This is a genomic window from Moorena sp. SIO3H5, assembly GCF_010692395.1.
Taxonomy (GTDB): Bacteria; Cyanobacteriota; Cyanobacteriia; order Cyanobacteriales; family Coleofasciculaceae; genus Moorena.
Genome location: NZ_JAAHHS010000007.1, coordinates 24,006 through 44,897, shown reverse-complemented (window position 1 = coordinate 44,897; position 20,892 = coordinate 24,006). Strand labels below are relative to the sequence as shown.

The 20,892-nt window shown below is 41.3% G+C and carries 23 protein-coding genes; 2 read left to right on the top strand and 21 right to left on the bottom strand.

What is annotated here, in order from left to right:
• Positions 1-784: 784 nt before the first annotated feature.
• The 12 genes from F6K52_RS01935 to F6K52_RS01880 form a co-directional block, all read right to left on the bottom strand.
• Positions 785-1,819, bottom strand: coding sequence for a D-alanine--D-alanine ligase (locus tag F6K52_RS01935; RefSeq protein ID WP_293073193.1), 1,035 nt, complete (start codon positions 1,817-1,819; stop codon positions 785-787).
• 48 nt (positions 1,820-1,867) lie between these two features.
• Complete coding sequence (locus F6K52_RS01930; protein WP_293073190.1) at positions 1,868-3,277, bottom strand: sodium/proline symporter; 1,410 nt, start codon at positions 3,275-3,277, stop codon at positions 1,868-1,870.
• A gap of 291 nt (positions 3,278-3,568) precedes the next feature.
• On the bottom strand, positions 3,569-4,546 hold the full coding sequence (locus F6K52_RS01925; protein ID WP_293073187.1) for a DMT family transporter: 978 nt from the start codon (positions 4,544-4,546) through the stop codon (positions 3,569-3,571).
• A 369-nt stretch (positions 4,547-4,915) separates the two neighbouring features.
• The gene (locus F6K52_RS01920) at positions 4,916-5,611 is read right to left on the bottom strand and encodes a nitroreductase family protein (protein WP_293073185.1); all 696 of its coding nucleotides are present in this window, start codon (positions 5,609-5,611) and stop codon (positions 4,916-4,918) included.
• A gap of 369 nt (positions 5,612-5,980) precedes the next feature.
• Entirely contained in the window at positions 5,981-6,943 is a 963-nt protein-coding gene (locus F6K52_RS01915) for a DMT family transporter (RefSeq protein WP_293073182.1), read from the bottom strand.
• Positions 6,944-7,190: 247 nt separating this feature from the next.
• Positions 7,191-8,540: an ATP-grasp domain-containing protein gene (locus F6K52_RS01910; RefSeq protein ID WP_293073179.1), complete on the bottom strand. Its 1,350-nt coding sequence runs from the start codon at positions 8,538-8,540 to the stop codon at positions 7,191-7,193.
• Between the two features lie 177 nt (positions 8,541-8,717).
• Positions 8,718-9,068, bottom strand: coding sequence for an aspartate 1-decarboxylase (gene panD, locus F6K52_RS01905; protein WP_293073176.1), 351 nt, complete (start codon positions 9,066-9,068; stop codon positions 8,718-8,720).
• Positions 9,069-9,143: 75 nt separating this feature from the next.
• Positions 9,144-9,977, bottom strand: a complete 834-nt coding sequence (locus tag F6K52_RS01900) for a class I SAM-dependent methyltransferase (protein ID WP_293073173.1) — start codon at positions 9,975-9,977, stop codon at positions 9,144-9,146.
• An 11-nt stretch (positions 9,978-9,988) separates the two neighbouring features.
• A complete protein-coding gene (locus F6K52_RS01895; protein ID WP_293073170.1) occupies positions 9,989-11,320 on the bottom strand; it encodes a sedoheptulose 7-phosphate cyclase in 1,332 nt (443 codons plus the stop codon).
• 803 nt (positions 11,321-12,123) lie between these two features.
• Entirely contained in the window at positions 12,124-12,282 is a 159-nt protein-coding gene (locus F6K52_RS01890) for a hypothetical protein (protein ID WP_293073167.1), read from the bottom strand.
• A 412-nt stretch (positions 12,283-12,694) separates the two neighbouring features.
• Entirely contained in the window at positions 12,695-12,907 is a 213-nt protein-coding gene (locus F6K52_RS01885; RefSeq protein WP_293073164.1) for a type II toxin-antitoxin system HicB family antitoxin, read from the bottom strand.
• Positions 12,897-13,157 carry a type II toxin-antitoxin system HicA family toxin gene (locus tag F6K52_RS01880; protein WP_293073161.1) on the bottom strand — a complete coding sequence of 87 codons (261 nt, stop codon included), beginning with the start codon at positions 13,155-13,157 and terminating at the stop codon, positions 12,897-12,899. Before F6K52_RS01880 ends, F6K52_RS01885 begins: the two co-directional genes overlap by 11 nt.
• A 524-nt stretch (positions 13,158-13,681) precedes the next feature.
• Here F6K52_RS01880 and F6K52_RS01875 point away from each other — a divergent pair.
• Positions 13,682-13,849, top strand: a complete 168-nt coding sequence (locus F6K52_RS01875) for a hypothetical protein (protein ID WP_293073158.1) — start codon at positions 13,682-13,684, stop codon at positions 13,847-13,849.
• Here the strand turns inward: F6K52_RS01875 and F6K52_RS01870 are convergent, their stop codons facing one another.
• The 9 genes from F6K52_RS01870 to F6K52_RS01830 form a co-directional block, all read right to left on the bottom strand.
• Positions 13,850-14,200 (bottom strand): hypothetical protein, encoded by a 351-nt coding sequence (locus tag F6K52_RS01870; protein WP_293073155.1) that lies wholly within the window; start codon positions 14,198-14,200, stop codon positions 13,850-13,852.
• Between the two features lie 301 nt (positions 14,201-14,501).
• Complete coding sequence (gene ftsH4 / locus F6K52_RS01865; RefSeq protein WP_293073152.1) at positions 14,502-16,382, bottom strand: ATP-dependent zinc metalloprotease FtsH4; 1,881 nt, start codon at positions 16,380-16,382, stop codon at positions 14,502-14,504.
• 472 nt (positions 16,383-16,854) lie between these two features.
• On the bottom strand, positions 16,855-17,046 hold the full coding sequence (locus F6K52_RS01860; protein WP_293073149.1) for a DUF2949 domain-containing protein: 192 nt from the start codon (positions 17,044-17,046) through the stop codon (positions 16,855-16,857).
• An 11-nt stretch (positions 17,047-17,057) separates the two neighbouring features.
• On the bottom strand, positions 17,058-17,288 hold the full coding sequence (locus F6K52_RS01855) for a hypothetical protein (RefSeq protein ID WP_293073146.1): 231 nt from the start codon (positions 17,286-17,288) through the stop codon (positions 17,058-17,060).
• Between the two features lie 52 nt (positions 17,289-17,340).
• A complete protein-coding gene (locus F6K52_RS01850; RefSeq protein WP_075900325.1) occupies positions 17,341-17,547 on the bottom strand; it encodes a ssl1498 family light-harvesting-like protein in 207 nt (68 codons plus the stop codon).
• Positions 17,548-17,633: 86 nt separating this feature from the next.
• Positions 17,634-17,864, bottom strand: coding sequence for a hypothetical protein (locus F6K52_RS01845; protein WP_293073143.1), 231 nt, complete (start codon positions 17,862-17,864; stop codon positions 17,634-17,636).
• A 52-nt stretch (positions 17,865-17,916) separates the two neighbouring features.
• A complete protein-coding gene (locus F6K52_RS01840) occupies positions 17,917-18,123 on the bottom strand; it encodes a ssl1498 family light-harvesting-like protein (protein WP_070393417.1) in 207 nt (68 codons plus the stop codon).
• A 497-nt stretch (positions 18,124-18,620) separates the two neighbouring features.
• Positions 18,621-19,862, bottom strand: coding sequence for a VWA domain-containing protein (locus tag F6K52_RS01835; RefSeq protein ID WP_293073140.1), 1,242 nt, complete (start codon positions 19,860-19,862; stop codon positions 18,621-18,623).
• A gap of 49 nt (positions 19,863-19,911) precedes the next feature.
• Complete coding sequence (locus F6K52_RS01830) at positions 19,912-20,058, bottom strand: hypothetical protein (RefSeq protein WP_293073137.1); 147 nt, start codon at positions 20,056-20,058, stop codon at positions 19,912-19,914.
• 19 nt (positions 20,059-20,077) lie between these two features.
• Between F6K52_RS01830 and F6K52_RS01825 the strand changes: the two genes are divergently transcribed.
• Positions 20,078-20,734 (top strand): ATP-dependent Clp protease proteolytic subunit, encoded by a 657-nt coding sequence (locus F6K52_RS01825; RefSeq protein WP_070396724.1) that lies wholly within the window; start codon positions 20,078-20,080, stop codon positions 20,732-20,734.
• The last annotated feature ends 158 nt before the right edge of the window (positions 20,735-20,892 follow it).

Genomic DNA, 20,892 nt, shown 5'->3' with positions numbered 1-20,892 from the left:
TTGCACAATATAAATCCGCATCTGTTTATCCTCTACCATGGATGCCTGTTTTCTATTTCCTCTTGCATCAGGGAGTATGTTCACAAATCAAATATAAACGCTATATATCTCATAAGTATAATAAACGCAATATACCTGAGTTAGATATAAAGTTGATTATCTCTAACTCAGGAGCTAGAACTGAGAAGTTAGAACTCAGAAGAAATTATTTACCAGTTAATTGGCAATTGATCAAAGTTTGATCAGCAATAAAATTATGTATTCTGTCTTAATGCAGTTGCTAATAGGCAGAGGGTGTGTTATGTAAAAACCTTCGAGTCAAACATAGGCGCAGGATTGGGGAGCCTGATTTTAGTTAACTTAAAATTATTACTCATAACCATTCGACACTCATTGGCTCCCGGCGCTGCTTAATAATCGAATGATTTGAACAATTTTGTGGAATGGGAATCTTGCCTGTTCGGGGATCTTGTGGAATGGGCATCTTGCCCACCCCACTCATATCCATTCTGTGACTACTCCTACATCAAATCAAAGATTATGATGTAGGCTTCTCTCTCCTCACGAATGAGACTTACTGTTCCTCGGCGGATGCCGACGCTACGCGAACGATATCCTGTATCGATTTACTACAGCCATTGAGCGGCAGTCCAACCGCCATCAATCTATTATACCAAAACCAAGAGACCCCGTCAGGTAATTCCCCTCCCGCGCTTCATGCGCGGGTATAACGGGAGACCCCTTACCTGTTTAGTTGGATCAGCAACGCCGTTGCCTATTCCGTTTACGCAGCCTTATCAACTAAGGTTTCATCAATCGCTGTCATCAACAAATCATTTACAGATATCCCCGATGCTTTCGCCATAGAAGCAATCACACTTTTAGGACAAAAAGAACAATACAACCCTGCTTCTAGAAACCAAGGTTGCCCTTGTGGGTCGATACGGAAGTCAAAAAGACTGTAGTGCCGACAGCCCAACGCCTGATGACACATCTTAGCTACTGCCTGAACTGGCTCTGTTAAAGGGTCGCTAGGGTCTACCATCCAAGCTTTAACACCATCCTTAGCAGTCAAACTCAAGTCGCCATCTTCTGTTCGTTTTAGTTTATCCTCATAGTTGCGAATCGGGTGGTCATGGGGATTCACCAGGTACTCTTCCAGGGGTAAACCCACTAACTCGCCGTCCTTAACAACGATTCCACATCTAACTTCCCGACCTAGTTCGATATACTCTTCCACTAAAACCTCATCTGAATGTTCAAATGCTGTTTTGATCGCAGCGTCTAAGTCAGCCACATCTTTGACTAAAGCTACTCCGCAAGAATTGTCAGAACTAGCAGGTTTGATCACTACTGGCGGCTTAATAGTGGGAATGTCTCCCTGGCGAAGTAGTTCTCCAAAAGGTACTTTAACTCCTGCCGCTGCCACAATAGCCTTAGCTCTGGCTTTATGGGCAGTTAGTGCCATCAAATCTGGGGTATTGCCCACATAGGGAATATTAAGCAAGTCCAATAGGGCGCGGTATTCAGTCATGCCAGGGATGCAAAACATTTGTGGCAGCACTAGGTCAATCGTTTGTGCTGTTATGTACTTGATCGCCTCAGAGAGAGACATGGGTTTTGCTGCGGCGATGTCTTTGCTACTAAGGGATGAGGGAAACCGCCACTGGCGATCCGGGGTAATGTAAGCAATATGAAATTCGTAGAGGGAAGGATTTGTCGTTGCGGCAATACAGTCTTGGGCGTAAAGGCGTGACAAATCGCAGTAAAACTCATTGTCTGCAGACCCAACTAAATGAAGAATGCGAAGTACTGACATAAATAATCTACTCTTATAAAGAACTAAACTAAACAACTAAAAACGGAATCATTTAAGATGATTCAAAAACTGAGCAATTCCATAAACTGCCATCCCTGCAGCCATACCTGGAAGCACTTCATAAATAGCACTGGACAAATCAAGTCCTAAATTCCAAATCAAAGCTGTAGCAATCCCAATTCCCATCATTGCGATCGCTGTGATGAGATTTACTGGTCGCTGCCAAACTCTCAAGATTAATAAAGGACCCAAACCTGAAGCCAAAGCCGACCAAGAAAAAGTTACTAAAGCAAAGACATTGTTATTTCCAAGTAGAGCTATCCCCAAAACTACTGCTGTTACAGTTAGGGTTCCTACCTTTGCCAATTTGTAGGATTGAGCTGCAGCCGGAAAAATATCTTGGGTTATGGCAGCTGAACAAGAGAGTATTTGAGAATCTGCTGTGGACATAGTGGCGGAAAACAGCCCAGCGAGCATTAATCCCACTAAAACTACTGGTAACAATTTCAACGATAGGTAAGGAAGTGCTAATTCTGGATCCCCCGAAGCCAACAAATCCGGCATCAGCACTCGCCCTGTTAAGCCAATACCCATAGCCGATATCGAGGTTACTAACCCCAAAGCAGCTTTGAGATTTCTGGCAAAAGCAATGTTGTCGGCTGAGTCAATCGCCATAGCGCGCACCATAATGTGGGGTTGTCCCACCACACCAAAACCAGCGACTATCCAACCAATAAAGAAAGGCGCAAATCCCCACGGTTGCTGAGAATAATTCCAGTTGATTAAAGCTGGATCAATGCCTGCCAAAGATTGCCACAGTTGCCCGGTTCCACCACAACTCGCAACCGCCACCACTAACAAAAGTAACAAGGAACCGATCATGATTGTTGCTTGTAGAGCATCGGTCCAAATTGAGGCGCGAATTCCCCCGGAAAAGCAGTAAATGACAACAATTACTGCTCCTATAATGATGCCTAAATTATAGTTCCATCCGAACACAGCATTGAGTGCTTTGCTTCCTGCTACCAGTTGGGCTGCGGCGTAGGAACCTAGAAATACAATAGTAATTATAGCAGAGATAATAGCAATCAAACGGGAGCCTTTAATATTTTGACTGAGAAAGGAGGAGACAGTATCTGAAGCAGTTTCCTCAGAGAGCTGTCTCAACCGTTTGAAAATAAAATACCAAGCAAGATAGTCTCCAATTGCCCAACCAATGGTCAGCCACAGGGAGGAAATCCCTATTTTGTAGGCAAAACCGACTTGAGCGATGAACAAGAAGCCACTTTGACCAGTTGCCATTGCCGATAGTGCTGTCAGCCAAGGGTTGACATTTCGACTAGCCAGTAAATAATCGGTAGTAGTATTTTGTTTGCGGGTTGCCGAGTAAATTCCCACTGCTGTAAATAACAGCAGGAAGATGATAAAGGTGAGTGCAATCCCAACTTGTTGAGCCATTATGTTTGTTTAGGGGTTAATGAGAGATTGCTAGGGATGGTTAATCTTATTGACTATATCTCTGCTCATTTGATTATATGGCACCAGAAATGTTTAATGTTAATACTTCGATGTGTATCTATCGTTTTTCACCATCATGAGGTACGATTATTTTTTTACCTTTTCCATCTTCTGACTTTACTGTTCCCTGTTCCCTGTTCCCTGTTCCCTAAAACATACAACCTACAATTTTTACATTAATAGCTTAAACAACGCCATAGTACCAAATTTTGATAGATGCAGTAGTTAAACTTAACTATTAGCCGATTCAATGGGAGATTTAATAGCCGATCGGCTAGAAATGGCCAAATACATTCCTACTAAGATCACCACAAAACTGACTAAAGCTAAAAAAGTAATAGGCTCTGATAAAATCGCCCAACCTTCCAAGGCACTGAAAACAGGAACAATCAAGCCAACTAGGCTAGCAAACCCTGAAGATATCTTTTTGAGGCAATAAGTCCAAAGCCCTATACCCAACATTTGACCAACGACGGCTAGGGCGATGACTGAAAACCACCCAGTTAAGGAACTTGGAAAAAGTTGCTCTTTACCAAAAACCGTAACAGGTAATAGCAATATACAGCTAGTTGTTGAAGACCAAGTCATAATCGTCACAGAGTTAAACTTAGTGCGAAGTTGCTCAGCTATTAATGGGTGTACCCCAAAAAATATTGCTGAGACTAACGCTGCTAAATCCCCTACTATTTGTGAGCCTATTCTAAATGAAAACAGCTCATTTATTTCTAGTAACATTACTCCGGCGATCGCAACAAACATACCCAGGATAAATCGACGGTCAAAGAGCTTACCAAATGCTAGCCACCCTCCTAAGATAGCAAATATTGGAATCAAATTATGGATAATGCTAGAGTTAGCAACGCTCGTCTGGGTTAGAGACCAAGTCCAACATACTGTACCCATCGCTAACAGCAAACCATCTGCAATCAGTAGCCTTGTTTCTGCTCCCAGAGGAGTTTTATGTGCTTCAGGTTCAGCATACTGCTTTTGCTGACCCCCATTTAACCAGCTATTCAGTAGTCCAAAGGCAACAGCTGCAATCCAGAAACGATTGAATGCCGTAGCATTTGGTCCTATTTCTAATTCACTTAAACGGATAAAAATTGGTGATAAAGACAGACAGATTAGGCTACCTATTAAGGCCGCCAAGGAATCTATAGGAAATGAAGATATGTACTGTATCCGTGATAATTTACCTTGAGCATTCATTTTATTATTTATTTGTGAAAGGAATATCGTTAATAGAATTAACCATAACACCTATACCTATAAAATGTTTAGTAAAACGTGAACTTTTTATTTATTTTTGATGTTGTTTTTGGTAGTAAATTAAAGAAATAGTAAACTCAATAAATCAAATAAATGACTATCATAAATTAACTGTGTTAATTAGTTGGAAAACTAGTTAACACTAAAGTCTATAAATGTCACTGTGTCAAACAGACAACTATTGAATGCTAAAAGACAACTATTGTTACCTCTTGTTCTCTTAGTTATAGATTTAAAAGGTTGATATCACCCAGTAAAAACGCCTATACTACTTATAGTTAGACGTTTTTAGCAAATTGTGGTGTAGTTTTACTGGATTGGGTTACCAAACGTATCTATAAACACATTGCTTGACAAGGGTAAACGGCCTATATTTTTTCTTGATTCTGCTGCATAACCTACAGCTACAAGCACAACGGTAGCGATGTCAGGCATATTGCTAATTCCAATCACCTCTTTGACTTTGTCCTCTAAAGGGTGATTGATCATACAGGTTGACAAACCTAAACTTTCTGCTGCCAGAACTAAATGGGTCGCTGCCACCATGGTATCTTGAACTGCCCATTCGCGAGATTTATCTCCTAGTTGTTCCACTAATGCAGGGATACCTTTTTCCAGCATGTAGTTTACCACCTGGTCAGAGTATGTCCCATTATCCTTGGCTTCCTCTAAAATGTCTGGTGCTTTTTTCCAGCTGTTGATATCTGCAGTAAAGACAAAGCTTATTGGCGCACTAGCAATAATTTCTTGACGGCTGTAAAGCTTAGGATTAAATTCAGTAACGTCATCTGCATCAGGATAAGCTTTCGCCAATGCTGCTTTTTTTTCCGGATTTTGGACTACAACAATTCGCCATGGTTGTACATTGGAAGCACTAGGAGCAGCTACTGTCAGATTAATCAGCTGCTGTATTAGTGCTGGCTCAATCGGGTCAGGCTTAAAAACTCTAATCGAGCGTCGTTTTTGGATTGCAGAAGGGACATCTAATGGTGTAATTGTGTTCATTGTTTTACCTCCTATTTACCTTGTTTTTACCTTTTATTCGAAAATTATCAAAAAACTAAATATTCACACTATATATATTAGATTATATCATTAATTTATAAATTAAAAAATAAAAATATTTTCATAAATTACTATGATATTTAAATATAGCGTTTATAGTACTAATGAGGTACAGTATTCTTTGACGTTGATGCCCTATATAAATGTAGAGCATCACTATTTTATCTTATCTATTTCCTGTTCCCTGTTCCCTAAAATCTAGAAATTGTGTACCTCACAAGTCCTAGAATTGCTATGGTCTAATTTAATAAATTTAATTTTGCTAATTTTATAGTGATTTGAATGCTTCAAGCTAAATTAACTAGAATACTAAACTCCAGACTTGATCGCAGATCTACTAGATAGCGCTAAATACATTCCCAATAAGACTACAAGCAAACTGGCTAAAGTCAAAAAACCAACAGGTTCTGAAAAAATTGCCCAACCTTCGAAGGAACTGAGAACAGGAACAACCAACCCCACTAGGCCAGCAAACCCGGAAGATATCTTTTTAAGACAATAAGTCCAAAGTCCTACACCCAGCATTTGACCAACGAAGGCTAGGGCGATGACTGAAAACCACCCAGTTACGGAACTCGGAAAAAGTTGCTCTTCGGTGATTACAGCAACAGGCAATATAAACAGAAAACTGGTTGTTGAAGACCAAGTCATAATTGTCACACTTTTAAACTTAGTGCGAAGTTGCTCTGTGATTAATGAGTGTACACCAAAAAACACTGCTGACAGTAAAGCTGCGAAATCCCCTGGTAGCTGTTGAGCAAGGCTCAATGATAACAGGTCATTTACTTCGAGTAAGGTTACTCCCGCGATCGCAACAAAGATACCCAGGATAAATCGACGGTCAAAGAGCTGACCAAAAGCTAGCCATCCTCCTAAGATAGTAAATATGGGAGCCATATGATGCATGATGCTAGAGTTAGCAACACTTGTCTGGGTTAAAGACCAAGCCCAAGCTATCAAACCCATCGATACAAGCACCCCATCTGCAATCAGTACCCTTGTTTCTGGTCTCAGATGAGTGTTCTTTCCTTCAGGTTCAGTCTCCTTCTTTTGGTGACGCACATTTAAAAAGCTACTCAGTAGTCCAAAGACAACAGCCGCAATCCAGAAACGATTAAATGTTGTAGCATTTGGCCCCATTTCTAGTTCACTGAAACGGATAAAAATTGGTGAAAAAGAGAAACAAATTATGCTGCCTATTAATGCAGCTAAGCAATCTATCGGTAAGGAGTCGAGAGACTGTAGCCGTGACAATTTCGTTGGAGCATTCATTTTTTGATAAGGTTAATTAAAACATAATTAAGCACCGAGCGCATAATTAATAATATAAATTTCGGTCACCCTTGTAGTAAAAAAAATTGCTTTTGAAAATGTTTTATTAATTTGGTGTATCTGATTAATAGCGTAAACAATAAAACCTGTAGCGATTGCTGATAGCGTTGTCAGTCAGGGTTTAACATTTCTGCTAACTAACACGTAATCAGGGGGTTTTGATTGCGGGTTACCTATATTTTGATTTTTAGGACTCTTCGTCTAACTCTACTAATTTGCCAATGTTAAAGTCGATCATCACCCAGCCTTTTAATTTCTTTAAATTATCCAGCAATAATAAAGGAATTTGCCAGTGATGTACCATCAAAAATGGTAGAGGATCATTGAACTGAAAAATGCTATCTGTTCCTTCACTAATTTTTCTTACCCAAGCTTTCAATTGTCCCCAAGATCTGATTTCTGTCAGTCGCCAAAGTTCATGGTAAGTGCAATAAGTTGGTTTGCTATTTGGCAATGGAATTACTGGGTCTTCATTATCATATTTACTGTCGTTTAAATAAGCATCTGCTACTTTGGTATGGTCGTGAAATGTAGTAATAGCTGAGTGAGATCTTGGGTTACATTCTATCGGATAAACTCGATTATCTTCTGTTTGAATAAAGTCAAATGAAATTTGTCCAGTTAAATTTAATTCCTTTACAAACTTTTCTATCCACTTGTAAATTTTGGGATTATCAACATGTTTATAATTGACTTGAAACTCGGATGATTCACAACAACAATGTAGTCTAATTTTTCCTTGCCTTACTGTGCTATGGGTACAATATTCTTTACCTTTAACGAATTCCTGCATAATCCAGGGGTTTTCTTCAGTAATAGGTAAACTTTTTACAAATTGCTTCAGTTCTTGTGTTGAATTCATGGGTAATTTTGTCATATTTAAACGACGCACTGAGTCATAGGGAATACTTTTTAGAATATATTGACTCCCATCAGTCGCAAAATCAAAGTTAATAATTTGTTCTGGTTTAGTCATTAAAAATGATTTGGGAACAGTCAAGCCAAAACTTTTTGCTTTTTCAATAAATGTAAACTTATTATCTAACATTTGATTAATCTCTATATCAAAATGAAAGACTTCACAATGTTCAGATAAAACGGGTTTGACCAGAGATTCATAATAGTTTAGTGCTACACCGGATACTGGGATAAATATGTCTATATTTTCTTCTTTTACGATATCTAATAATTTCTGACAATAACCATTCCAATCTTTTTTAGGATTGGGTACAGTGTAGAAACCTGTAACAGCTTTAGAAAATCTATTCCCTGATAACCAGTATTTGTTTGTTTCTACCATAAAAACTTTATGTCCTGCTTCATCAAATAAACGAGCAAGTTGTAAACACTTTGTCATTTTTGCACCCGTCAACAAGATATTTTTATGGTCTTTATTTAATTCTTTTTTGTGATTTTTTTTCAATAAAGTATTAAACAAAACGGCTGGCAAAATTTTGATTAAATTAAATGGTGCTATTAGTAATAACAATGTTAAAGTGCCTAGAGTTTTGAAAGCACTATAAACACGTGTTGACATTAATAAAATTAATAACATTTTAGGATTTGATTAGAGAACATTATGGCAAATAAAAATTTTATTAACCTCTAAATATTTGCTATTTTTGCTATTAAAAAAAATACAAATTACTAGATAGTAAATTCTCCTAGAAACTAGGTTTATTAATGTCTCTAAGAGAATTATTTTATACATAATTTAAGTCATGGGATTATTTTTTTCATTCACCATAATGACTTTGGGATGATACAAAAGTGCTTCTTCTTCTGTCATTTGAGCGTAGGTAATAATTATTATTTCGTCACCCACTTCATTCATCCGAGCAGCCGGGCCATTGAGACAAATAGTCCGGCTACCCCATTCGCCAGGAATTGTATATGTTTCTAGTCTGGCACCATTATTAACATTAACTATTTGTACTTTTTCATGGGGAAGAATATGGGCAATTTTCAGTAGTTCTTCGTCAATAGTAATAGAACCTTCATAGTACAGTTGTGCTTCGGTTACTTTAACTCTATGCAGTTTGCTCTTTAAGGTTGTAATTAGCATTTGATTGTGTTCCTCAAAATTAGAATGATACTATTGACCTTTGACCTCACGGTCAACCTAAATTTTTACGACTACTTAGTTTCGTCGGATGATAGTTAGACCATCTCGCAATGGTAGTAACACTTGTTCCACTCGGGGGTCATCCGCTACAAACTGGTTAAATTTAGCGATCGCACTTCCATTGGCAGTCTGTTGCTCTGGGGGTAAATAAGGTTGTCCTTGAAGCAGGGTATTATCCACACAGATAAAGCCACCAGGAATTAATAATTCCTTGTCTAGCAGGAGCTTGAAATAATCGACATACTCCTTCTTATCAGCATCAATAAACACCAAATCGAAGGATTCCTGGGCATCTGCCAACTTTTTTAAAGTTTCTAAAGCTGGAGCGACTTCCACCTTAATTTTGCTGCCGTGGGGAGACGCTTCAAAACAAGCACGGGCAAAGTCGGCCACATATTGATCGACTTCACAGGCAACCACCTCTCCATCTTCAGGCAAGGCTTCTGCCATGGCTAGAGCGGAATATCCAGTAAACATTCCGACTTCTAGGATGCGCTTGGCCTTAGTCATGTAGACAAACAACTTGAGGGTTTGTCCTTCAATATGCCCAGAGAGCATCTCTTGCTCCAACTGGCGCACGGTTTCTTCATCTGAGAAAAGCTTACTCCAATCTTCTGTTGCCGTTTTCTGGGCTAAGGCCGCTAGGGCAGGAGACTCTGGAGTCGCACATTCTTCAAGGTAAGGGTCGATTCCAGCGGCTAGGGCTAGTGCTTGTTGGAGAGACGCCATCAGAGAAGCGGGAACTTTCTCCTCTTGAGCCATCTCGACTATCCCTTCAAGCTGTTGCACTAAAATTCCTAAGGGAGTTACGGGCCTTGGAGTTTGGGGAGTTTTTAGTAGGTTACTCATTTTTAGTCCTTTTACTTAAGACCGAGGTCACTGAGGTACATTTCTGTGCCTTTTCCATCATCAGGAAAAGAAGAACATAACTGCTTATGCTTGTCAATGGCTACTTGTAGCAATCTTGACGATACCTCTTGAGCATAATCACAGGAACCAATCCCTGTCGGAAGTGGAGCCCACAAACCCCCTTCTCCTCGCTTGCGGCGCATATTTTTCTGACCTTCAAGCATCAGGTCAATATCTTCTAGGATGGGGTGATAAACAGACAGACCGAGAGAGCGACACAAAGCGATAATGCGATCGCGTTCTTCTGGTTTGAGCCAGCCCATTTCTACCGCTAAAGTCGCGCCGAACGCCATGCCAATGGTGACAGAATGACCGTGCATCAATTTAGCAGCAGGTTCAAAGCGAGGACTCCAGGTGTGACCATAAGCGTGGGGACGGTCTTGGTAAGTCTCGAACATATTTGTTCCTTCATGCTTCATGTAGGAAAACAATGCCCGATAGATGATGGTATCAGCGATCGCTGCGAGTTTCTCATCCCCATTCAGGGTCGCAAAGTGAGTCTCTACTAAGCGGGGACCGTATTGTTCCATTAACTCAAACAGAACCGGATCATCGGTGACTGCCATTTTAATAATTTCTGCCATACCGTTGCGGACGTGACCTGTCGCCAAAGTACGGAAAAAACTGCGGTCTACCAAAGTCACTACCGGAGGATGATAGGAACCAATGCTGTTCTTGAATTGGGCACCGTTGGTACAAGTGCGGGGGGACGGACCAGCATCAATAGCAGCTACAACCGTGGTTCCGACCATAATATAAGGAGTGCGTCGGTGCTGCAGGGCGCAGGCAAGTCCGGCTACATCACTAAGAACACCACCACCTACCACTAGTACGGGTTCGTTACGGGACACGTCGCAGCCATCTTTACCTAAAAATTTCAGCAAGCGGTGGACGGTTTCGGGAGTTTTGTCAGATTCCCAAGCGCGGCAGGGCTGCAAGTTAAGAGGAATTTCATATTCCTCGAAGTAGCGGCGAATTGAAGCTCCGTAAAGCTCATCTACGGTCTGATCCACAATTGCCACACAACGACCGCGACGACTGTAAACCTCTGCCAACGTGGGATTGGCAGGGTTGAAAACTCCGTCCACTAACTTAACTGTTGCCTTTAGCGCATAGGTAGCAGAGATTTCAAAAGAGCGACCATCTCCACTAGCAGCGATTTCTCCATGACCGGTGTACCACTCTGAAGTGCGGTACTTTTCTGGGTGGTGGAATTGAATAATCTGCTCTGATTGTGAAGGAGAGAGCTTTTGTGATCTTGGATTAGGTTTAGCTTGAACCATAATTGTGTTGTTTGGAGATTGCTTGTTTGGATGTACCGACTGCTATGGAAGAATTTACATGGCAAGGCATATTTCTAGGTATATTTCCGTCCCCTAGCCCCCCAATTTGCCAGTGCGACTCGCGGCGAATTTAATTCGACCACTGCAAGGGCACCGGGGCAGGGCACAAAAGCCTAAACTTCACCGAAAATTAGGGAAGCAACGGGGGATGTACCAAAACCAGACCATCTAAATTCATTCTTGAATGTCTTTATGCAAAGCGCGAGTGGGGAAAACTCCTTTTGGCCGCACTGCTAGTCACTCATGGTGGGGGAACCCCCTTTGGCGGCGCTACCTCGCTGCATTGCTTGAGCAACGCTAATTTTACATTTTCTTTAGATTTGCTTTTTCAAGAGTGACTAGGTTAACCTTAGCATCGCTACTTAAGTATTGTAACAAAAATTTACAAATTTTCCTAGGGGTAGCGACAAATTTTTTTAGAAAACTGTATTTCTCAGAACAGACTTAATAGACGCTAAAGGTCTAATACAACCGGAGCACTGCACTGCGAATTATGGCAACACAGCCATGATGAAGAGCCTCTTCTAGGGTGAAGGGGGTCATTCCTTGTGGTTGACATTAGGCGGCTATCCTATTAAGATGAGTATTTACTACTACTAACCTGCTGCTCGGGCTAAACCCACTCACAGTAGCCATACCCGTAATCATTACCCTCCTCAATTCCTGATTGCGACCGGTACAGCTGTTGTGCTAGTAGGGGCTTTTCAACCTTGGAAAAAATAGGTAGGGAGATGGTCACGTGGTCATATGGGGATAATTTTCGACAAGCGATGCAGCGAGGTAGCGCGGTTTTGGGGATCCCCCCCATGAGCGAGTACCGGCTTTGTGTTACGGGTTTTCTTGATAACTAACTGCATCAAGAAATAGTCATAGTCGGGGTTTCCGGCAAATTTTATCAACACTGATTTTTGCTACTTAACATTTCTTTACCCACGTCAGTAGATTAAAGCAGACTAATTAGTCTGGTGTCAAAGGTGCTTATTCACTTATTTTTCATCAAATTTAGTTTTATTTAGCCATTTAGCTATCCTTATATCCTCTTATCTACGAAAATCATGAAATTATTGCCTGTTCAAGCTGTATTGACTGTGGTGAAAGGGACTGGGGTGGTTCACGCTTTCCAAATTTTGTTTAGGGTAAACAAATTTTAGTTAAAAATACCTACTGGATATGAGAGTAATATAATAAGTATTATTGCTTATTAATTCTGATTAAGGTTTCGAGAATATAGATGGGTTTGCCCTGGGGGGAGTTTGAGATAGCATCCCCTGCAGCTGAAGGAAATTGGCTCTAATCTGATCTAAGAGGAATGTATTAGGCATAAATTAACCGTCCTTTGGGAGTAGGAATATCACGCCCCAACTCTTGAGCCGTTTCGATCCACTCTCGGATAATAATTTCTGCATTAGTTACTGCTTCTACATAAGTTTGACCATCTGCCATACATCCAGGTAATTCTGGCACTTCCACTATAAAAGCTTGGTCTGATTCACTCCAATAGATAATTAATTCGTACTTAACTGACATCGCTATCTCCTAAACCGTATTTCACAATTAGATTTCTAACTTGCCTAACTTGATAAGCTTTGGCTTTGGTCCCTAAGGGCTGAATATTAATGATTTCCTCTACATTATCCTTGGTAAAAATGTAGTGATCGCCTCTGATTCGTTCGTCAAAGCCCAATTTTTTGAGTAGCTGACACAGTTCGGAAAACTTGATGTTGTTGTCGGATGTCCCGGTAAGAATTTTTTGCAGCAGTTTTTCATATTTGCCCATTTCCTATACCAAAATATTCTCTAGTTCGTCCAAGTCAAAAATTATTTATGCTTCAAGCGCTCTAAACTTTTCTATAATCATCATTAATAGTTTTAAATTCATTATTGAACTATAATTATTGAACTAAAAATTCATCTTTTAATTTAAGCAATAATTATTATTGACGCACAAATTTTAAACTTGCTTCTGTAGCTAACAACCCATTTTTTCTAGAATATCAAATAATCCATTTATAACAACACTACTATTCACCTATTTAAGTTATAACGATGTTAATTCGTCCACAATAAACTTTGATATCAGGGGGACACTTCCCACACTTCCCACACTTCCCATACTTGCCACACTCCCTACTCCCTCAAAAAAAAAATTGTTAGAAAAATTTAAATAATATGCTACAATATGTTATTTTTTATGCTATACTAAAATCGTGGACAATAAAATCCACGGGAAGAGCCAGCCTAAGAGTTTTCCTAGGCCACAGGCTGGCTCTGGGTCCCCTTTACAGGAGATAACTTAATATTATGTCCCATCGCCTATACCCATGGGTAATGGTGAGGTTGTTACCACCGATGCCACCAGTGGTTTTCGCTCGGTTCGAGAACCCTGCTGATGCTAATGGCTATGTGCAGGTACTGAAACTGCTGATGCCTGGTGTCAAGTTTCTAATTTTTTTTGACCTTGATCAATAATCATGATTGACGCACAAATTCAGAACTTGATTCTGTAGCTAACAAGCCATGGTTTTGTTTAAATTCAGCCAACAACCGAAAAAAATATTCAAAACCTACTTTTTCATCATGACAAGAAAGCATAATTAACTTAGCCCATGACGTAACCAACTTAACCCCCAGTTTTTCCTGTAGCCAAGGTTGAAACTCCTCATAAAATTTTGCTTCTGCTTCAGTCAACTCAATATCCATCTCACTGCGAGCATATTCATAGCCAACTAAAAACATAAATAAATCGGTTACCGAAGGACGACCAATATACATACCAGGTAATTTTTCGATTTTTTCTAGAATATCAAATAATCCATTCATAACAACACTACTATTAACCTATTTAAGTTATAAGGATGTTAATTCGTCAGATATTAATTACATTTTGGTTTCAATGATAAAAGAATTCAACTGTGTTGCAAATCATCCCAACATCTCCTCTAGCGCATCAAGATCTGCCCGAATTTCATCCTCAAGCGTCCGCGATTTTTATAAAATAACCTTTGGTGCTTCATATTGCACCTCTTCATACTCAATTTCTTTGTAACGATTGTAATCAAAGGGTTGGGAACGGGGAAACTCCGCACCCAACCCTTGTATTCCTTGCAATTGAAAATTGCGATTAAACTACAGCAGGCTCCTTATCGGCAGACTTAACTTTACTCAAAAGCTCTTGCAATTTGTCACCCTCAATTACTTCGGTGTCCAATATTTCTTTAGCAATGGTTTCGAGCAACTCCCGATTCTCGTTCAGAATTGCTAATGCTTGTTGATGACCTGTTTCGACAATCTCTTTAACTTCATCATCAATCGCCTTAGCAGTTTCATCACTGACATTGCGGCGGGGATTCATCATCCCATCTCCGAGAAAGCTTGACTGCTGACCTTTCTGGTAAGCTAAGGGTCCGAGCACTTTACTCATGCCATAGGTGGTTACCATTTGCTCCGCTAAATCCGTAGCTCGTTGGAGGTCATTGGAAGCGCCAGTGGTAATGCTATTAAACACAATCTCTTCCGCTGCCCGTCCACCAAGCAAGGTGGCAATCTGACCGTGGAGTTCTTTTTCATCCATTAAGAAGCGGTCTTCTGTAGGCATTTGCAGGGTATAGCCTAGTGCTGCCATCCCCCGTGGCACAATGGAGATTTTAGCAACTTTACTACCACCAGGCATCAAAGCACCAACTAGAGCATGACCGACTTCATGGTAAGCAACGATGGTTTTCTCTTTGTCATTGAGCACCCGGCTTTTCTTCTCTAGACCAGCTACTACTCGCTCAATGGCTTCAGCAAAGTCGGCTTGGGTTACTTTTTCCTTGCGGTTACGGGCAGCTAACAGGGCTGCTTCATTAACGAGATTAGCAAGGTCAGCACCAGCAAAACCAGGAGTACGAGTTGCGATCGCTTTTAGATCCACATCTTCCCCAAGCTTAACTTTCTTAGCATAGATTTCTAGAATTTTCAAGCGACCGGCTAAGTCAGGACGGTCTACCAACACCTGCCGATCAAATCGTCCTGGACGTAACAGAGCTGGGTCTAGGGTTTCAGGGCGGTTAGTGGCTGCTAGGACAATTACCGTAGCATCACCAGCAGCAAACCCATCCATTTCCGTTAGCAACTGGTTGAGGGTTTGTTCCCGCTCATCGTTGCCACCAACAAAACCACCACCACTAGCACGGGACTTACCAATAGCATCCAACTCATCAATGAAAATAATACAGGGAGCTTTCTTTTTGGCCTGTTCAAATAAATCCCGAACTCTGGCAGCACCAGCACCGACAAATAGTTCTACAAATTCCGATCCAGAAATACTAAAGAATGGTACACCAGCTTCTCCAGCCACTGCTTTAGCCATTAGGGTTTTACCCGTTCCAGGAGGTCCAACTAATAGCACTCCTTTTGGAATTCGTGCTCCTATGTTAGTAAACCGTTGGGGCGTTTTGAGAAAATCGACAATTTCCTGTAATTCAGTCTTGGCTTCTTCTACCCCAGCCACATCATTAAAAGTAACTTTGGTAGCATCATCTTGTACATAAACCTTAGCTTTACTCTTGCTAATGGAAAGAGCACCTTGGGGTCCGCCACCACCAAAACGTCCTGCAAAAAACTGCAAAATGCCAACAAAAATCAGTGGAGGTATCACCCAGCTGAGCACGATGGCAAACCAGCTTCGTTTAGGGGGAGGAGCAGCAGCAAATTCTACTCCTTTATCTTCTAGCCGTTGGGGTAACTCTAGGTCATAGATTGGGGTGGTGATCAGAATTTGTCCTGCCTCTTCAGTATCAGCTTTGAGCTGATATTGGATTTGGTCTTGCCCAACATAAACCCGCGCTACCTTTCCATCTTGGACTTGGTCAATAAACAAGCTGTAGGGTACCCGAGGGATTTTCTGTCCGAAGAACCCAGGCAAGAATAAGTTAGCTACAAGAAATAAACCCCCTAAAAACAAGAGAATATTGCCAATTAGGCGAGATCGAGGGGGTTGAGGTTTGTCTTTAATACTCATAAATGCAAACTAGTTAAATGCAAACTAGTGTTTGTTTAAAATGCTTTTGTTATAGAGGGTGAAAGCCCTCACTCTTAGCCTACCAGGGTACGGTTAAAAGTTATACCAATTGTTCAAAGTAGGACTACAGATGCAGATGAGGAGATAAGGAGATAAGGAGATAAGGAGATGGGGAGATCAAATTAACGTGTAGCGGTGTCAGCCCTAAGAATTGGTATTAACTCTAAAATTCCAGACTTACTTGATCAGGGTAAACCCATCTTATTTTTGAAATGCCTATGATAAGTATTTTTGCTTACTAGTTATGAAATCTTTTGTTAGTAAGGCTTCTACAATTTAGATGGATTAGATAAGTATTTTTGCTTACTAATTGTGCAATCTTGTGTTAGTAAGGCTTCTACAATTTAGATGAGTTGATCATAGAGTAATCATATGGTCAACTCTAGGCAAAGCTTTCTATTCAGAAATAGACTTAGACGGCTTCCAACCAATCAAAGATTTGATCTAATTGATCTAATGTAATTAGTCCGTATTGCCAAAGAATCATGGGTAAAAAGGTTGGGCTTGGTTCGCCCTGGCGTAGGGCCAGGGCAATGGAAGCCCCAGGAATCTCTAACTCTTCCTGTAACCAGCGAATCAATTTAGTAAGCACTGAATACTGCATCGACCTCTGGTTTAGGAATTGGGCAGAGAGTTGCTAGCAAAAGCATCCATGGCATAGGCCGGAGTGCGATCGCTATAGTCAGTTTCTTGACCAGTTACGGATTTGGCCAGTTTGTTGAAAGAATCACTACGCCAGTTGCGCTCATGGATGGGCTTGGTTTGCTCACCACGGAAGTAAGCTTGAGTACCAATTAGTGCAGCAGCAGTCCAACCCACAATTAACAGTGCAATTACAATAGTCATAATTTTCTCCTTTGTGTTTTACAAGCTAGTGGTCAAATAAGTAACGAATGATTTAGCTGATACCGAAGGCGGTCAAAATTAACAAGCTGACTAAGAAGCTAGCAATAGCACCTTGGGAAATATAATTACGTTGCTGTTCTACTGAAGGGAAATCTGCGTAGTAAATCTCGGTTTCAGGGGCGTAGTTGTTGAGCACTCCGGTTTCATCAACGGTGGTGTACATAGTGGACTTGGTAATGGTGTTAGTGCTGAAAGTCATTTGGTTTTTTTCTCCTTTGTGTGTTTTACAAGCTTTGGGTCTAACAGTTAAAGCATTGCTTGATTAAAGTATCAAATGCTTTTTGATTAGGAATTGGGCAGAGAGTTGCTAGCAAAAGCATCCATGGCATAGGCGGGAGTGCGATCGCTATAGTCAGTTTCTTGACCAGTGACGGATTTAGCCAGTTTGTTGAAAGACTGACTACGCCAGTTGCGCTCATGGATGGGCTTGGTTTGCTCACCACGGAAGTAAGCTTGAGTACCAATTAGTGCAGCAGCAGTCCAACCAACAATTAACAGTGCAATTACAATAGTCATCATTTTCTCCTTTGTGTTTTACAAGCTAGTGGTCAAATAAGTAACGAATGGTTTAGCTGATACCGAAGGCGGTCAAAATTAACAAGCTGACTAACAAGCTAGCAATAGCACCTTGGGAAATATAATTACGCTGCTGTTCTACTGAAGGGAAGTCTGCGTAGTAAATCTCGGTTTCAGGGGCGTAGTTGTTGAGGACTCCGGTTTCATCAACGGTGGTGTACATAGTGGACTTGGTGATGGTGTTAGTGCTGAAAGTCATTTGGTTTTTTTCTCCTTTCGTCTTTCTGTAAATAAATATAACACTATGTAACTTTTTGTTTCAACGTCTTGACAGATACTTTTTGTAGTGCATACCGTATAGAGTCAGGTGTAAAAACCCGACAAAAAGGTAAAAAGCCTCAAATATAAATAGTTAACAACAGTAAATAGGCGTAATTAGCAGTAATTACGCCTATAAAACCAAATAATGGCTGATAATCCTTATTTATAAGTGTTGAAATCTAAGTGTTTACGTCTAAGGGTTTAAGTGTGATTGTTTAAGTTATTACTTTCGGCCTATATCTTTAGGAATAGATGGCATCCCGCCAGTCCGATCCTAGTCAGCCTTTAGATAATGAGGAGTTAATAGACTGATCCGATGTATAGCAAGATGTTTACACAGGACTTACTGGGTAAGTCCTGTTGATAGAAGCAAATGTTGTGGGCATTGGGGGGCAAGGATCATGCCCTACCCTTATTGATTACCCCTACAATTGATTACTCCTGTAACAGAGTCTTAGACACAATTCTGGTTTTCTTACGATCAGCTTCTGAGAGCTCTTCCCCAGTTTGCAAAATCGTAGCATTGGTTTGCAGTACCGTTGCGGCTCCTTTATCCCCCATCTGGATAGCGGTTTTTGCCGCAGTTTGTAACATGGTGGCAGCCCCAGCGCGATCGCCCTGCTGTAATTTTGTTTCCGCAATTTGAGTCTGACGGTATTTAGCTAAAGCTAGAATATGCTTCTGTACCTCAGGATTGGGAACTGGTTGATAAGCCTCCTGGAAATTTGCCTGGACTGGCACGATCTCCGACAGTAACTCTTGTCCACCACTGGATGGGTCATCATATCTGACTTGTAAATGGGCAATGGTTTGACGACCCTCTGGCATTTTACCAACATACAAGTTAGCGAGAATCACCCGTTGTGAATCAGTCATCAAATCTCCCAAACGTACCATAAAGCGATCGCCTTCTGATTGTGCTGGGAGTTCAATCGCATCTGGTGCTACTTGGGCAATGGGTTTAAGTTCTGCTAACCGCACTTTTGGCATTAAATCCAACAACAGATAAGCATTAGTTAAGCCCACAGACTGCATGCGGTTGAACAAACGTGCAAACTCACTCAGGGCTTGCTCTGGTTCTTCAATGTAAGACAAGCTACCAGTCGCAATATCCGAAATTTTTTCTAAAATATCTTGGTTCCAGTTGGAACCGAATCCCAGACTGTTGATAGTCAAGTTATTTTCAGCAGCCAGTTCAGCTAATTTTAAGCAACTTTCATTATTTCCATGTTCGTTTTCCCCATCAGTCAGGAGAAACACCTGAGATACAGTGTCTTGTTTAGCTTTAATTAATTCTTTAACCCCTAGCTTTAGACCTTCATCAATGGCAGTACCCCCATCAGCCGCAAGTCGGTTAATCTTTCGTTTGATTTGGTCTAGGTTGCCCATCGGTTGATTGCGAACCAGCACTTTGGCTCTGTGGTCAAAGGCCACAATCGAGAGGCGGTCATCCGGTTGCAGGCGATCAATTAACCCCACTGCTGCTTGCTTGACAGTTTCCAGGGGCTGTCCATGCATGGAGCCACTGTGGTCGAGTACCAGACACAAATTCAAGGGTACACTTCGACTAGAGGAAGCAGCGATCGCAGAAATCGCCATGGATAACTGACGCTGACTACTCGGTTGATTAGCATCAATATTAGTATCGTTAAGGGCTGGGTGCAAACCAACTTTCATGTTAGATAGCTCCTAAGGCAGCAAGGGTAATTGATAATGGGTGTAGAGGCTATCGGTCAGCATGGGTGTAGCCATTGAGCTGCTTACAATAACCCCCAAATAAGAAAGTTTTCCCCCATGTTACAGTTTTAACCTTTAGGGTGGTAACCGGCACGAAGAAAGTATGGCAAGCTACACTGGTTAGAGATAGTGCCATTATTGCAGCCCCAAATATCATGAAACGACCCATCCAGGCTGTTCAATCCACCTACTATGGTAGACCTGCCCAGCGGACACCGCCACCAGACTTACCCTCGCTGTTGTTAAGTGAGCGGATTGTATATTTGGGTATGCCCTTGGTGAGTGCGGTAACAGAATTAATTATTGCCGAACTGTTGTATTTACAGTACGACGACCCAGACAAGCCCATTAAAATTTACATCAATTCCACCGGCACATCCCGTTACGATGGCCAACCCGTGGGTTTTGAAACCGAAGCCTTTGCCATCTGTGACACCATAAATTACATCAAGCCCCCTATCCACACTATTTGTATTGGTTCAGCCCTCGGGATGGCAGCCATGCTCCTCTCCGCAGGAACCAAAGGCTGTCGGGCAAGTTTACCCAATGCCACTATTGTCCTACATCAGCCCAGGAGTTATGCCCAGGGTCAAGCCACGGATATCCAAATTCGTGCTCAAGAAGTTCTGACCAATAAGAAGACGATGCTCAATATCTTGTCTCGCAATACCGGTCAAGACCAAGAAAAAATTGCTAAAGATATGGATCGCTTCCTTTACATGACACCTCACCAAGCCCAAGAGTATGGTCTGATCGACAGGGTGCTAGAACCTCAAGAGCTTGATACTCCGATTCCTGCTGGTATTACTTAAGTTGTAAGTTATCAGCAATCAGCAATCAGCTTATGCGCACGCTACTTGAGGTGCTATCAGCAATCAGCGATTAGCGCTACCCACAGGCTAGAAGCCTGTGCCACGCACGCTACTTGAGGTGCTATCAGCGATTAGCGCTACCCACAGGCTAGAAGCCT

Excerpts from the sequence above, each read along its gene's own strand:
- F6K52_RS01935 (WP_293073193.1), bottom strand. The coding sequence starts at position 1,819 with ATGTCAGTACTTCGCATTCTTCATTTAGTTGGGTCTGCAGACAATGAG.
- F6K52_RS01930 (WP_293073190.1), bottom strand. The coding sequence starts at position 3,277 with ATGGCTCAACAAGTTGGGATTGCACTCACCTTTATCATCTTCCTGCTG.
- F6K52_RS01925 (WP_293073187.1), bottom strand. The coding sequence starts at position 4,546 with ATGAATGCTCAAGGTAAATTATCACGGATACAGTACATATCTTCATTT.
- F6K52_RS01920 (WP_293073185.1), bottom strand. The coding sequence starts at position 5,611 with ATGAACACAATTACACCATTAGATGTCCCTTCTGCAATCCAAAAACGA.
- F6K52_RS01915 (WP_293073182.1), bottom strand. The coding sequence starts at position 6,943 with ATGAATGCTCCAACGAAATTGTCACGGCTACAGTCTCTCGACTCCTTA.
- F6K52_RS01910 (WP_293073179.1), bottom strand. The coding sequence starts at position 8,540 with ATGTCAACACGTGTTTATAGTGCTTTCAAAACTCTAGGCACTTTAACA.
- panD (WP_293073176.1), bottom strand. The coding sequence starts at position 9,068 with ATGCTAATTACAACCTTAAAGAGCAAACTGCATAGAGTTAAAGTAACC.
- F6K52_RS01900 (WP_293073173.1), bottom strand. The coding sequence starts at position 9,977 with ATGAGTAACCTACTAAAAACTCCCCAAACTCCAAGGCCCGTAACTCCC.
- F6K52_RS01895 (WP_293073170.1), bottom strand. The coding sequence starts at position 11,320 with ATGGTTCAAGCTAAACCTAATCCAAGATCACAAAAGCTCTCTCCTTCA.
- F6K52_RS01885 (WP_293073164.1), bottom strand. The coding sequence starts at position 12,907 with ATGTCAGTTAAGTACGAATTAATTATCTATTGGAGTGAATCAGACCAA.
- F6K52_RS01880 (WP_293073161.1), bottom strand. The coding sequence starts at position 13,157 with ATGGGCAAATATGAAAAACTGCTGCAAAAAATTCTTACCGGGACATCC.
- F6K52_RS01875 (WP_293073158.1), top strand. The coding sequence starts at position 13,682 with ATGTCCCATCGCCTATACCCATGGGTAATGGTGAGGTTGTTACCACCG.
- F6K52_RS01870 (WP_293073155.1), bottom strand. The coding sequence starts at position 14,200 with ATGAATGGATTATTTGATATTCTAGAAAAAATCGAAAAATTACCTGGT.
- ftsH4 (WP_293073152.1), bottom strand. The coding sequence starts at position 16,382 with ATGAGTATTAAAGACAAACCTCAACCCCCTCGATCTCGCCTAATTGGC.
- F6K52_RS01860 (WP_293073149.1), bottom strand. The coding sequence starts at position 17,046 with ATGCAGTATTCAGTGCTTACTAAATTGATTCGCTGGTTACAGGAAGAG.
- F6K52_RS01855 (WP_293073146.1), bottom strand. The coding sequence starts at position 17,288 with ATGACTATTGTAATTGCACTGTTAATTGTGGGTTGGACTGCTGCTGCA.
- F6K52_RS01850 (WP_075900325.1), bottom strand. The coding sequence starts at position 17,547 with ATGACTTTCAGCACTAACACCATTACCAAGTCCACTATGTACACCACC.
- F6K52_RS01845 (WP_293073143.1), bottom strand. The coding sequence starts at position 17,864 with ATGACTATTGTAATTGCACTGTTAATTGTTGGTTGGACTGCTGCTGCA.
- F6K52_RS01840 (WP_070393417.1), bottom strand. The coding sequence starts at position 18,123 with ATGACTTTCAGCACTAACACCATCACCAAGTCCACTATGTACACCACC.
- F6K52_RS01835 (WP_293073140.1), bottom strand. The coding sequence starts at position 19,862 with ATGAAAGTTGGTTTGCACCCAGCCCTTAACGATACTAATATTGATGCT.
- F6K52_RS01830 (WP_293073137.1), bottom strand. The coding sequence starts at position 20,058 with ATGGCACTATCTCTAACCAGTGTAGCTTGCCATACTTTCTTCGTGCCG.
- F6K52_RS01825 (WP_070396724.1), top strand. The coding sequence starts at position 20,078 with ATGAAACGACCCATCCAGGCTGTTCAATCCACCTACTATGGTAGACCT.